Origin of the sequence: Mycetocola sp. BIGb0189 (assembly GCF_024810155.1) — a bacterium.
Classification (GTDB): domain Bacteria; phylum Actinomycetota; class Actinomycetes; order Actinomycetales; family Microbacteriaceae; genus Mycetocola; species Mycetocola lacteus.
In genome coordinates, this window is record NZ_JANUED010000002.1 from 84318 (window position 1) to 97502 (window position 13185).

Genomic DNA, 13185 nt, shown 5'->3' on the forward strand with positions numbered 1-13185 from the left:
CGTTATCGACGCGGTGGGCAAGGCCTCGGCTTTTCCTCACGCTGATATGCGTTCGAGTTGAAACCATCCGGGTCCCCGAGGCCCGCCACATCAAGGAGTAATTATGGCTGACAACAGCGTAAACCTGGACGCCGAACTGCGTACCTCTTTCGGTAAGGGTGCCGCCCGCAAGCTGCGCGCCGCCGGCAAGATCCCCGCCGTCATCTACGGTCACGGCACCGAGCCCAAGCACGTGTCGCTGCCCACCCACGCCACCGGCCTGATCGTGCGTCACACCAACGCCCTGATCAACCTGAACATCGAGGGCACCGAGGAGCTCGTTCTCGTGCGCGAGGTTCAGAAGGACCCGGTTCTGCGTATCATCGAGCACATCGACCTGGCGGTTGTTGTGAAGGGTGAAAAGGTCGAGGTTGAGATCCCCGTTCACGTTGAGGGCGACTCGGCTCCGGGCACCCTGGCAAACGTTGAGACCAACACCCTGCGTCTGCTGGTTGCCGCAACCAACATCCCCGCCAACGTTGTGGTTTCGATCGCCGGTGCCGAGGAGGGACAGCACGTCCACGCCAAGGACGTCGTTCTGCCCGAGGGTGCCGAGCTCGTTGACGACGCAGACCTGCTGATCGTCCAGGTTGCCGCCGCTCCGGCCGCTCCCGCCGAGGACGAGGCCACCGAGGCTGCCGCCGAGTAATTCTCGCGCTTACCTGCGCGCCCCGTTCTCCCTGGTGGAGGGCGGGGCGCGTTTTTTGGGTGGGGGAACCGCGCTACCCTGGACACATGACAGATTCGGCGCATCCTCGCCGCTGGTGGCACGTTTTTTTGGGAGCACGGACACAGAACATGGCTGCAGCAAACACCTGGCTGGTGATCGGACTCGGCAACCCCGGCCCGCGCTATGAGCGCACCCGGCACAACATCGGACAGATGGTGATCGCCGAGCTGGCCGGCCGACTGGGACAGCAGCTCAAGCGTCACCGCAGCGCGGCCCTGGTGGCCGAGGGCTTCCTGGCCCCGGGCGGTCCCAAGCTCATCGTGGCGACCCTGACCAGCTTCATGAACGTCTCGGGGAAGCAGACCGCCGCGCTGGCCTCGTTCTACTCGATCCCGCCGGAGCGAATCATCGTCATCCACGATGAGATGGACATCCCCTTTGACAGCATCAAGCTGAAGATCGGCGGCGGTCACGGCGGTCACAACGGGCTGCGTGATATTGCCGCGGCCCTGGGAACCCCGGAGTTTATCCGGGTGCGTACCGGGGTGGGGCGCCCGGTGGGGCGTCAGGACCCGGCCGACTTTGTGTTGGCGCCGTTCACCGCGGCCGAGCGGGAGACCCTGCCCATCCTCATTGCCGATGCCGCCGATGCCGCCGAGCTGGTGGCTACCGAGGGCCTGACCGCCGCACAGCAGAAGTTCCACAGCCGCGGCTAGGTCCCGGCACCACTCGCATCACGACCAACGGCCTCCTTCTGTGGAAGGAGGCCGTTGTGGATTCGCCGTTTAGTCGGTGACGGTGAGGTTTGCTACCCGGTCTCGGGCTGGGTTCAGGGTAAACCGGAAGCGACGGACCGTGGGGCCGGCGGGGTTGTCGGTGTTGATGCGGTAGAGCAGCGTGATGCCGTGGGCGTCGCGCTCGACCCCAAAGTGCTGGGCGCTCACGCGGCGCTCGGTGAACTGGTGTGCCCAGCGCAGGAGTTCATCATCGCCCACGTACTCGTCATTGTGATCGGTGATCCGGGCGTCCTCGGTGACCAGCGCCAGCAGCGGGGTTGGGTCGGGGAGCACCGCCGATGCGACAAATTCGGTGATGACCGCGGGAAGATCGGTTGCGTTTTCGAGGGTGGCCGAGAGGGTCATGCGGTTCAACTTTCGCCGGGGGACGGGGTGATGATCAACGCTGATCGGGTGGATGTTCACACCATGATTCCCTGCCTCCCCCGACAGTGGGTGAATCCTGGCACCAAATGAACCATAAGCTGTCGCATTTCACTGCGTGGTTTTCGGCGTGGATGATGCATGCATGTTTGGTGTCGCGGTGGCGGGGATTCCTCTCCAAAATTGGCGTGTTTTCCACTTGGTAAGGGCGCATTGGGGAGGTGTTTATGCGGGAAACGAATGCTCGCGAGGAGTTTGGCAACGCGTCGCGCAGGGGCTCAGTTCGGGCGCTTTTGCTAGATAGCAGGCACTATCTAGAGACCTTGGGTGTAAAATCACTCGGCTCTTCCGCGATTGCGGTTTCGCTCAGGGCACAGGGACGGCGGATGCCGATGTCACCGGTGCCGTCTAGAATTACTCGGTGATGCTTTCGGGTCTGATTTCAGCGCTTTCTGGCGCGCCCTCATTTTCCGCTGCCCTGGACTATGCCCCGCGCGATGCCGATTTCTCGGTCGCCGAGGGGCTGACCGCCCCGCTGATTGCCGGGCTGGTTGAACGCCGTCGTGAGGCGGGTGCCCCGCCGGTGGTGCTGGCGATCACCGCGACCGGACGCGACTCGGAGTCGCTGATCGCCAGCCTCCGCGCGCTCCTGCCCGGTGGCGATATCGTCGACTTCCCGGCCTGGGAGACGCTGCCCCATGAGCGTCTGAGCCCGTCCACCGAGATCGTCGGTAGGCGCCTGGCCGCCCTGCGGGCACTGCGCACCTGGGACGGCGAGCGTACGCTGATCGTGGTGGCCTCGGTGCGGGCTGCCCTCCAGCCGCTGGCCGAAAACCTCGCCGACGCCGCCCCCATCTCGCTGGTTGCCGGGGCGCGTGGTCACGACCTCCAGGAGCTGGCCGCCCGGCTGGTTGAGGCCGCCTATGTGCGGGTAGACCTGGTGGCACGGCGCGGGGAGTTTGCGCTGCGCGGAGGCATCCTGGATGTCTTCCCGCCCACGGCCGACCATCCCTTCCGGGTCGACTTCTTCGGTGATGAGGTCGAGCAGATCCGCCGCTTCTCGGTGGCCGATCAGCGCTCCCAGGAGGAGGATCTGCCGGGGATCGAACTGGCACCTGCCCGTGAGCTGCTGCTGACGGCCCCGGTGCGTCAGCGCGCCCGTGAGATGCAGCATGAGTTCCCCGGTATCTCGGGCATGCTGGAAAAGATCGGCGAGGGTATTCCGGTCGAGGGCATGGAGTCACTGGCCCCGGCGCTGCTGGAACGCCTGGTCAACGTGGGCCATTATCTCCCGGCGGGAACCGCGGTCGCGGTGGCCTCGCCCGAGCGGGTCACCACCCGGGCGATCAGCCTCGCCGAGACCAACCGCGAGTTCCTGGCCGCCGCCTGGAGCGCGGCTACCGCGGGGGCCGGAGCGCCGATCGATCTGGGCGGGGGAGAGTTCATCACCCTGGGCACCCTGCGCGACTCGCTCAAGTATTCCCGCCCCGGTGAGCCCAATACCGACCACCCCTGGTGGACCTTCAGTTCCTTCCAGCAGGGTCCCGTGGGCGGCGATATCGACATCGATGCGCTGCTCGAGGTACGGGTCGAGGCCGAGACCGTGCCGAGCTTCGCCGGAAACGTCGAGGGGGCGATCGCCCACGTGGGTGAGCGCCTGCGCGCGGGATGGTCGGTTGTGGTGACCGCCGGCGGACAGGGCCTCCTGGAGCGTGCCCGCGACGTCCTGAGCGAAGCCGGCCTTGCCGCCCGCATCGTGACCGAGCTGCCCGCCGAGCTGGAAACCGGTGTCGCGTTCCTGGTCCAGGCGAGCCTGGACCACGGCTTCGAGATGACCGAGATCAACCTGGGCCTGATCAGCGAGGCCGAGTTCTACGGTCGCGCGGTGGGCTACGATTCGCGCGCGGTCAAGAAGCTGGCCTCGCGTCGCCGCAACGTGGTGGATCCGCTCCAGCTCAACCCCGGCGACCACGTGGTGCACCAGACCCACGGCATCGGACGCTTCGTGGAGATGACCCAGCGTACGGTCTCGACCGGCGGGCGCAACCCGATCAAGTCGCTGCGCGAATACCTGGTGCTGGAGTACGCCCCGAATAAGCGTGGCTACCCCGGCGATAAGCTCCTGGTGCCCACCGATCAGCTCGATCTGCTCTCGCGCTACGTGGGCGGCGAGGCCCCGCAGCTGTCCAAGATGGGCGGTTCGGACTGGTCTCAGGCCAAGTCCAAGGCGCGCAAGGCCGTGCGAGACATCGCGGTGGAGCTGGTGAAGCTCTACTCGGCCCGGATGAACAGCGTGGGCCACGCGTTCGGGCCCGACACCCCCTGGCAGCGTGAGCTGGAGGAGGCGTTCCCGTACCCCGAAACCCCCGACCAGCTGACCACCATCAGTGAGGTCAAGTCCGATATGGAAAAGCCGATCCCGATGGACCGCCTGCTCTCCGGCGACGTGGGCTTCGGTAAGACCGAGGTTGCCGTGCGCGCGGCGTTTAAGGCGATTCAGGACGGCAAGCAGGTCGCGGTGCTGGTGCCCACCACGCTGCTGGTCAAGCAGCATTTCGAGACCTTTGCCGAGCGCTATGCGGGCTTCCCGATTCACCTGCGCGCGCTCAGTCGCTTCCAGACCGCCAAGGAGGCCAAGGAGATCATTGCCGGGCTCGAGTCCGGCACCGTGGATATCGTGATCGGTACCCACCGCCTGCTCACCGACAATGTGCTCTTCAAGGACCTGGGCCTGGTCATCATCGATGAGGAGCAGCGTTTCGGTGTTGAGCACAAGGACAAGCTGAAAAAGCTCAAGACCAACGTTGACATCCTGGCGATGAGTGCAACCCCGATCCCGCGCACCCTGGAGATGGCGGTGACCGGGATCCGTGAGATGTCGACGCTGGCCACCCCGCCCGAGGAGCGTCAGCCGGTGCTGAGCTTTGTCGGTCCCTATAACGACAAGCAGGTCGCGGCCTCGATCCGGCGCGAACTGTTGCGTGAGGGCCAGATCTTCTTTGTCCACAACCGGGTGCAGAGCATCAGCCGGGTGGCCTCCCACCTGGCCGAACTGGTGCCCGAGGCACGGATCGCGGTGGCGCACGGAAAGCTCACCGAGCATCAACTGGAGCAGGTGGTGGTCGACTTCTGGGAGCGGAAGTTTGACGTTCTGGTGTGTACCACGATCATCGAAACCGGCCTGGATATCTCCAACGCCAACACGATCATCATCGACCGCGCCGATAAGTACGGCCTGAGCCAGCTGCACCAGCTGCGTGGACGGGTGGGGCGTGGGCGCGAGCGTGCGTACGCGTACTTCCTCTACGATCCGGCCAAGCCGCTCTCCGAGACCGCGCATGATCGACTCTCCACGATCGCCGCCAATAACGAGCTGGGCTCGGGTATGCAGGTCGCGCTCAAAGATCTGGAGATCCGTGGTGCCGGAAACATGCTCGGTGGCGAGCAGGCCGGGCACATCGCCGGGGTTGGGTTTGACCTCTATCTGCGGATGATCGGCGAGGCCGTCAACACGTTCCGCGGCGAGGACACCACCGGTCCGACCGAGCTGCGTCTCGAACTGCCGATCGATGCCCACATCCCCGAGGACTATGTGGATAGCGAGCGTCTGCGTCTGGAGGCGTACCAGAAGCTCTCCAGCGCGGCCTCCTCGGCCAAGATCACCGATGAGGATCGAATCGACCTGGTGGTTGAGGAGCTGCAGGATCGCTACGGAACCCCGCCGCTCGAGGTGCGCAACCTGATCGCGGTCTCCAAGCTGCGGCGCCGAGCCCAGGCTTCGGGACTGTCGGATGTGATCACGATGGGCCCGAACCTGCGCATCGCCCCGGCTCACCTGCCCGATTCGCTGCAGGCGCGACTGCGCCGGATGTATCCGCAGGCCAAGCTGCTGGCCGGCGGCGACGCCCTGGTGCTGCCGCAGCCGCGGATCGACGGCGAGGCCCTGTCCGACGGTGACCTGATCGACTGGGTCTACACGCTGCTGGACGCGCTGTTCCCGATCACCCGGGCGACCAAGGAGTAGCACGCGTTCCGCGTGTTCCGGGAAGACTCGGGACACGCGGGGCGAACCGCCTGGCAAACACCTGTTAGGCGGTTTCTCGGGTGCCGCGTGGTTTACTGGGTCGGTGCATCACAACGTCTCCGCCCCGCCCCTTTCCCCGTCGGCCCGGCGCACCCTGCCCTGGCCGATTCTGCTGTTGCTGGGAGTGATCGCGGTCGCCATCTCGGTGACCGGTTCCTGGATCCCCTCGCTGTGGGGCGACGAGGCCGCGAGCATCATGTCGGCTCAGCGGGACTGGGGATCGCTCTGGGCGATGCTCGGCACCGTGGATGCGGTGCACGGGCTGTACTACGCGTTCCTGCACCTCTGGATCGATGTTTTCGGGGCGAGCCCGTTCTCGGTGCGCCTGCCCTCGGCCCTGGCCGTGGGCGGTGCGGCGATTCTGCTCGCGCGTTTTGCCACACTGTTGGCCGGACGCGGGGTGGGCATCGTGGCGGCGCTGCTGTTTGCCACCGTGCCCCGGGTGACCTACTACGGCACCGAAACCCGTGCCTATGCGTTCACGATGCTGCTGGTCATCTGGCTGCTGTTTGTGCTGGTGCGCCTGGTGGCGCGCCGCGAAACCCGGGTCCTGCCGTGGGTGGGATTTGCCGCGCTGTTTGCGCTCTCCAGCGTGGTATTTATCTACACGGTGCTATTCGTGGTGGTCTTCGCGATCATCGTGCTGATGATGCGCCCGGGGCGGCAGACCGTCCTGCGCGCCGCGGTGTGGAGCGCGCTGGGCGGAATTCTCTCGGTTCCGGTGCTGATCTATGCGTATCTTGAACGCGAGCAGGTGGCCTACCTGCACTCGCGTGATGGGCTGACGATGTCGGCGCTGTTTGAAACCCCGTGGTTCTCGCAGCAGCTGCCCGCGCTGATCGGCTGGGGCCTGATCGTGGTCGGCCTGGTGCTGGCAATCCTCGCCCGGGTGCGCCGCGGATCCGATGCCGCCTGGAGTGTGCGCCTGCGCGCCCTCTACCGTCCCGAGGATCCGGCTCTGCCGGGCGTGCTGACCGTGGCGATCCCCTGGCTCGTGGTGCCCTCGGTGCTGCTGGCGCTGGGCACCGCGGTGACCCCGCTGTACTCCCCGCGCTACCTTGCCTTTACCGCGCCGGCGATCGCGCTGCTGATGGCCGTGGGCCTGGTCGCGGTGACCCGACTCCTGCGTGCCCGCTGGCTGATCCCGATCCTGGTGGTCGCCGTGATGCTCGGCTCGCTGCCCACCTACCTCGGCCAGCGCACGCCGTACCCACGCAATGGCGGGGTGGACTGGAACACGCTCTCGGAGACCGTGGCCGCCCATGCGAAGCCGGGGGAGTCGATCATCTTTGATCAGACCGCGATCAACGCCCGCAAACCCCGCCTGGCCAAGTATCTCTACCCCGAGGCCTTCGAGGGGCTCAAGGACGTGGGGCTAAGGACCCGCTTCGATCAAACCGACGGTCTCTGGGACAAGGCATACTCGACCTCCGAAACCATCAAGCGTCTCGACGGCGCGCAGACCGTGTGGCTGGTGCGGGCGGGGGAGCGGTTCTCCACCGACCGGGCCAAGAGCGACGCCTACGTCACCGAGCTGGAGGCCGCCGGCTACACCGCGACCGAAACCCACGACCTCCACCGTTCGATCCTGGTGCGGTTCGAGCTCACCCACTAACACGCAGGGCCCCGGAAATCTCCGGGGCCCTGCGCTGTGAGGGGTGATTACGCCGAGACCGATGCTCGGCGGCGCATCACGGAGAGCGCGATGGCGGCGGCAATCGCCGAGACGACCGAGCCCAGCAGGACCGCCAGGATGCCCTGGTCGGAGAGGGCGAGGTCGTTTTCGAAGGCGAGCGTGGTCATCAGCAGGGAGACCGTGAACCCGATGCCGCCGAGCAGGCCCACCGCGACGATCTCGTGGGTGCGCATCCGCTCGGTTGTGGGGGTGGCGCCGTTGCGACTCAGCAGCCAGGCGCCGAGTAGACCGCCGAGGGTAATGCCGATCAGCTTGCCGATCGGCAGCGCGGCCAGGATGCCCCAGAAGGGAGCGGAGAGCTCACCCAGCGGCACGTGGGGGATGACCACCAGGGTGGCGGAGAAGGCGAAGATCGGCAGCACGAGTCCCGCGCTCCACGGCTCCAGCCGGTGACCCAGCTTATGGCCTACGCCGGCGGGCAGGATCAGTCCGAAGGCTACGCCGGCCAGGGTCGCGTGCACGCCCGAAAGCTGGGTGAGTACCCAGGTGGCGATGCCCAGAATCACCAGCAGGATGCCCAGCATGATGCGGGATTCAGCGGAGGCGGCGCGGCCGAGCGCGCGGGCGACGATCGCGGCAATCACCAGGACGATGACCGCGCCGGCGAGGGCGAGTAGGTCGGGGCTGCCGCCGAAGAAGATCGCGATGATCAGGATGGCGATCAGGTCATCCAGCACCGCCAAAGCCAGCAGGAAGACCCGGATTCGCGGGGGCAGGCCGCGCCCAAACATGGCCAGCACACCCAGCGCAAACGCGATATCGGTCGCGGTGGGGATCGGCCAGCCGCCGGGCTGCCCGGCAGGCGCGGCAATCAGCAGGTAGACCAGGGCGGGCACCACCACACCACCCACGGCGGCAATGGCCGGGTGCAGTGCGCGCTGCCAGGAGTTCAGCTGACCGGCGGTGAGTTCGTGGCGCAGGTCAATGGCGACCACCAGGAAGAAGATGGCCAGTAGGCCGTCGCTGATCCAATGCCCGATGCTGAGGGTGAGTGCGCCCACCCCCACCTCGGTGTGCTGCAGGTCAAGAAGCCCGGCACCCAGCGGGGAGTTTGCCAGGATGATCCCGGCGAGGGCTGCCCCGAGCAGGAGGAGTGCCCCCGTGCGCTCGCTGCGCAGGGCGGGTGTGACGTGGGAAAGAATCATGCTGTCCGATCGTGATGGGCGCATGCGCGCCGGATAGTAACCGTGATCCGTTGGGATCCCCGGGCCGACCAGACTTCCCGGCACTCCACCCCCAGAATATCAGTTGACCGCCTTGTAGGCTGGGATTCCGCGACCCGAGCCGGAGGATACGATGACCACTCCCCAGAACCCCGCCGATCGGGTTGCCGCCCTGGCCGTAGTCCCCGCCGCCGAGTTTCCCGGCGTTGCCGCGTACGCCGAGGCCGGAGCCGAGCTGTCGGCCTATGCCGCCGCGATGCACCAGACCCGGCTCACCTGCGTGTGGACCGAGGCGATGACCCACGAGGGCCTGCGCCGCTATCTGCTTGAGGAGACCCACGAGCTGCTGGAGGCCCTCGATGAGGCCGATCCGGTGCACGTGCGCGAGGAACTGGGCGACCTCCTGCTGCAGATTGTGTTCCATGCCGAGATCGCCGCCGGAGACCCGGACGCGGGCTTTGACCTGGCGGATGTGGTGCGTGATGCCCGGGAGAAGATGGTTCGACGTCATCCCCACGTGTTTGGGCCCGAGGGGGCCGCCGACGTGGACGAGGTCCTGCGGGTGTGGGGCGCGGCCAAGGCCGCCGAGAAGTCCGAGCGGACGGGGATCCTGGACGGGATCGCCCCGACCCTGCCCGCCCTCGCCCGGGCGCAGAAGGTGGCCGCGCGGATCGCCCGGGCCGGGGCGGGCGCCGAATCGAGCGACACCCTGCCGTCCGGGTCGAACAGGACCCAGCCCGCCGATCCGAGCGACACCCTGCCGGCCGAGGTATTCGCCGACGAGCAGAGCCTGGGCGACTACCTCTATGCGCTTGCCGCCGAGGCTCAGGCGCGGGGTCTGGATGCCGAGTCCGCACTGCGCACGGTCGCAACCCGCCGGGCGGAGCGTGCCTAGCCGCCGAGGCCAATGTTGCGTCGCCGATCCGGATGCCGGGTCCGTGTCGCGAGCCTCAACGGGTGAAGCCCGGATGAACGGGCGTGCGCCGAAATCCTGCGGCGGGTTCACTCATGCCAAAATGGGAGCATGGCAACAGTTAGTGCACCGCGCGGCATGCGCGATTTCCTCCCCGCAGAGAAGGCACGTCGTGAGCACGCGCTCTCCGTGATCCGCCGGGTCTACCGTCGTTTTGGCTTCGATGAGATCGAAACCCCGGTACTGGAAAACTACGACCGCCTGCATTCGGGTCTGGGTGGCGACAACGAGAAGATCTCGTTTAACGTGCTCAAGCGCGGCATCGGTGCCGAGGAGCTGCGCGCCGCCGCCGAGAGTGATGACCTCTCCAGCCTGACCGACCTGGGCCTGCGCTTTGACCTGACCGTTCCGCTGGCCCGCTACTATGCGACCCACCGTGCCGAGCTGCCCAGCGTCTTCCGCTCGGTGCAGATCGCCCCGGTCTGGCGCGCCGAGCGTCCGCAGAAGGGCCGTTACCGCCAGTTTGTGCAGTCGGACATCGACATCATTGGTGAGGCCGGGATCCTGGCCGAGATCGAGCTGATCGGCGCGACCACCGAGGTTCTGCGCGAGCTGGGCATCACCGGCACCCGGGTGCGGATCAACGATCGCCGCCTGATCACCGGGATGCTGGAGGCCTTCGGCTTTGCTCCCGAGGAGTTCTCCGGCGTGCTGATCACCATCGACAAGCTCGACAAGATCGCCGCCGCCGGCGTGATCGCCGAGCTGCGTGAGCGCGGGGTGACCGCCGCGGCGATCGACGCCCTGGCCGTCTTCCTGGAAACCGAGCACGCGGACTCCGCGGAATTCTCTGCCGAGTCGATCGCTGCCCGTCTGCCCGCGGGCGTGGACCCCGAGGTGATCGCCGAGCTGGCTCAGATCGGCACCTCGACCGAGAGCGATCTGGTTTTTGACCCGTTCCTGGTGCGCGGCATGGGCTACTACACCGGTCCGATCTTCGAGATCGAGCACGCCGACTTCGGCTATGCCCTCGGCGGCGGCGGTCGCTATGACGGCATGATCGGCCGCTTCCTCGGACAGGAGGTGCCCGCGGTCGGGTTCTCGATCGGCTTCGAGCGTATCGTGGACCTCATCGAGGCAGATGCGGCATCCGCCGAGGAATCCCTCGTGCTGATCTATGACCGAAACGTGGACCCCGCGGCGCTTATCGCGCTGAAAAACGAGGTGGCCGCCTCGGGCACCCGGGTGCGGTTGGACAAACGTGCAAAGAACTTCCGGGCCGTCCTGGAGCGAGCTGCGGAGGCGGGCTACACCGCCTATGCGACCGTATCGGCGGAGACCAGCGGGGCGTCCGATCTGGACGTTAAACCGCTCGGCGCGGCCGAATAGGCCGGATAGACTGACAACTAGCAGTACACACCCTGATCAAGGAGAAAACATCGTGGCACTTGTTGAATTCGTGAACGCTCGCGAGATTCTGGACTCGCGCGGAAACCCGACCGTTGAGGTTGAGGTTGGACTGGACGACGGTTCCTTCGCCCGCGCAGCGGTGCCGTCCGGCGCCTCCACCGGCGCCTTCGAGGCCTATGAGCTTCGTGACGGCGACAAGGCTCGCTACGGCGGCAAGGGTGTGCTGAACGCCGTCAACGCCGTGATCGAGGAGCTCGCCCCGGCCATCGAGGGTCTGCCCGCCGATGACCAGCGCGTGATCGACGCCGCCCTGATCGCGGTTGACGGTACCGACAACAAGAAGCGCGTGGGCGCCAACTCGATCCTGGGTGTGAGCCTCGCCGTTGCCCGCGCCGCAGCCGACGCCTCGGGCCTGCCGCTCTACCGTTACCTCGGTGGACCGAACGCGCACGTGCTGCCCGTTCCGCTGATGAACGTGATCAACGGTGGATCGCACGCAGACACCTCGGTCGACATCCAGGAGTTCTTCCTGGTTCCCCAGGGTGCCGCCACCTTCTCCGACGCACTGCGTTGGGGCACCGAGATCTACCACGTCCTCAAGGGCGAGCTCAAGTCCAGCGGCCTGGCCACCGGCCTGGGTGACGAGGGTGGCTTCGCCCCCGACCTCGCCAGCAACCGTGCTGCACTCGACTTCCTGATCGCCGCAATCGAGAAGGCCGGCTTCACCCCCGGTAAGGAGATCAGCCTGGGTCTGGACGTCGCCTCGAGCGAGTTCTACCGCGAGGGTGCCTACCAGTTCGAGGGCAAGGCACGCACCGCCGCCGAGATGACCGCCTACTACGCCGACCTGGTCGCGAACTACCCGATGGCCACCATCGAGGACCCGCTGGACGAGGACGACTGGGAGGGTTACTCCATCCTGACCGCCGAGCTCGGCAAGAAGGTTCAGATCGTCGGTGACGACCTGTTCGTGACCAACCCCAAGCGCCTGGCCAAGGGCATCGAGCGCGGCGACGCCAACTCGCTGCTGGTCAAGGTCAACCAGATCGGTACCCTGACCGAGACCCTGGATGCCGTGTCGATGGCTCAGCGTGCCGGTTACACCGCAATCCTCTCGCACCGTTCGGGTGAGACCGAGGACACCACCATCGCCGACCTGGCCGTGGCCACCAACGCCGGTCAGATCAAGACCGGTGCGCCGGCTCGTTCGGAGCGCGTTGCCAAGTACAACCAGCTGCTGCGTATCGAAGAGGAGCTGGAGTCGGCCGCCGTTTACGCCGGTGCCTCGGCCTTCCCGCGCCTGAAGTTCTAATTCTGCGGCAAACGTACTCATTCCGGCGGGCCTGACGGCCTTCCTGAAAGCTTTCGGTACGCGGGAGGGTCATCCGGGATTCTGGATGATCCGCCCGTAAGCTGAACGCAGTACTACCGGTACTCCCGGTCCTGGTCCCCTCGGGGACGCGGGGCCGGGAGTCCGTTTTTTCTCGGGTTCCTTCCCTTCGGCGACGTTGCGGAGGGGCCCCGAGTTCCGGGTCCGCACCGTGACGGCCCGCGCATCGACCAGCGAAGGGGATACCGCCATGACCGAGACCGGAAGCAGTGCCCAGGCCGGGTGGATGCGTCGTCTTCGGCTGTCCGGGTTTGCCGCCATTATGCTCGGCGTGATCGCGCTGGGTGTGGTGATCATCGCGCCGAACCTGAAAACCTATGTCGAGCAGCGTCAGCAGATCGCGATCTACCAGAAGCTGGTGACCGACGATAAGCACACGGTGAAAAACCTGATGGCCGAGCGAGAGCGCTGGAACGACAAGACCTATATCGAAACCCAGGCGCGAGACCGGCTCTACTACGTCAATCCCGGTGAAACCACCTACACGGTACGCAACGATCTGGATCCCGCGGTGGCCGGCAAGGAACCCGATCCGGTCAGTGACAAGGTGAAAACCGGGGACGCGAACTGGTCGGAAAACCTGCTCGGTTCGTTCCTGAGCGCAGGTCTGGGTAAGGTTGCGGTGGGGAATACACCCGAAAAATAGGTGTATCCCGCACC

Annotated in this window: 10 protein-coding genes; 8 read left to right on the forward strand and 2 right to left on the reverse strand. The window is 66.3% G+C overall.

What is annotated here, in order from left to right; translation table 11 throughout:
- The first annotated feature begins 103 nt into the window (after window positions 1-103).
- Both M2390_RS02850 and pth read left to right on the forward strand, forming a co-directional pair.
- Complete coding sequence (locus M2390_RS02850; RefSeq protein ID WP_030148397.1) at window positions 104-688, forward strand: 50S ribosomal protein L25/general stress protein Ctc; 585 nt, start codon at window positions 104-106, stop codon at window positions 686-688.
- Between the two features lie 149 nt (window positions 689-837).
- A complete protein-coding gene (gene pth / locus M2390_RS02855; RefSeq protein ID WP_259176924.1) occupies window positions 838-1425 on the forward strand; it encodes an aminoacyl-tRNA hydrolase in 588 nt (195 codons plus the stop codon).
- Between the two features lie 69 nt (window positions 1426-1494).
- On the opposite strand, the gene M2390_RS02860 is transcribed toward pth, so the two are convergent.
- Window positions 1495-1851: a hypothetical protein gene (locus M2390_RS02860; RefSeq protein WP_259176926.1), complete on the reverse strand. Its 357-nt coding sequence runs from the start codon at window positions 1849-1851 to the stop codon at window positions 1495-1497.
- 439 nt (window positions 1852-2290) lie between these two features.
- Between M2390_RS02860 and mfd the strand changes: the two genes are divergently transcribed.
- Together mfd and M2390_RS02870 are read left to right on the forward strand one after the other, a co-directional pair.
- The gene (gene mfd / locus M2390_RS02865) at window positions 2291-5893 is read left to right on the forward strand and encodes a transcription-repair coupling factor (RefSeq protein ID WP_259176927.1); all 3603 of its coding nucleotides are present in this window, start codon (window positions 2291-2293) and stop codon (window positions 5891-5893) included.
- Between the two features lie 103 nt (window positions 5894-5996).
- Window positions 5997-7568: a glycosyltransferase family 39 protein gene (locus M2390_RS02870; RefSeq protein WP_259176928.1), complete on the forward strand. Its 1572-nt coding sequence runs from the start codon at window positions 5997-5999 to the stop codon at window positions 7566-7568.
- Window positions 7569-7615: 47 nt separating this feature from the next.
- On the opposite strand, the gene M2390_RS02875 is transcribed toward M2390_RS02870, so the two are convergent.
- Window positions 7616-8794, reverse strand: coding sequence for a Na+/H+ antiporter NhaA (locus M2390_RS02875; RefSeq protein ID WP_259176930.1), 1179 nt, complete (start codon window positions 8792-8794; stop codon window positions 7616-7618).
- Window positions 8795-8945: 151 nt separating this feature from the next.
- On the opposite strand from M2390_RS02875, the gene M2390_RS02880 reads away from it, so the two are divergent.
- The 4 genes from M2390_RS02880 to M2390_RS02895 all read left to right on the forward strand — a co-directional run bounded on the left by M2390_RS02880 (window position 8946) and on the right by M2390_RS02895 (window position 13171).
- Entirely contained in the window at window positions 8946-9707 is a 762-nt protein-coding gene (locus M2390_RS02880) for a MazG nucleotide pyrophosphohydrolase domain-containing protein (protein WP_259176934.1), read from the forward strand.
- A gap of 129 nt (window positions 9708-9836) precedes the next feature.
- Window positions 9837-11114 (forward strand): histidine--tRNA ligase, encoded by a 1278-nt coding sequence (gene hisS / locus M2390_RS02885; RefSeq protein ID WP_259176937.1) that lies wholly within the window; start codon window positions 9837-9839, stop codon window positions 11112-11114.
- 52 nt (window positions 11115-11166) lie between these two features.
- Window positions 11167-12447, forward strand: coding sequence for a phosphopyruvate hydratase (gene eno, locus M2390_RS02890; RefSeq protein ID WP_030148405.1), 1281 nt, complete (start codon window positions 11167-11169; stop codon window positions 12445-12447).
- Between the two features lie 268 nt (window positions 12448-12715).
- Window positions 12716-13171 (forward strand): septum formation initiator family protein, encoded by a 456-nt coding sequence (locus M2390_RS02895; RefSeq protein WP_259176940.1) that lies wholly within the window; start codon window positions 12716-12718, stop codon window positions 13169-13171.
- Window positions 13172-13185: the final 14 nt, after the last annotated feature.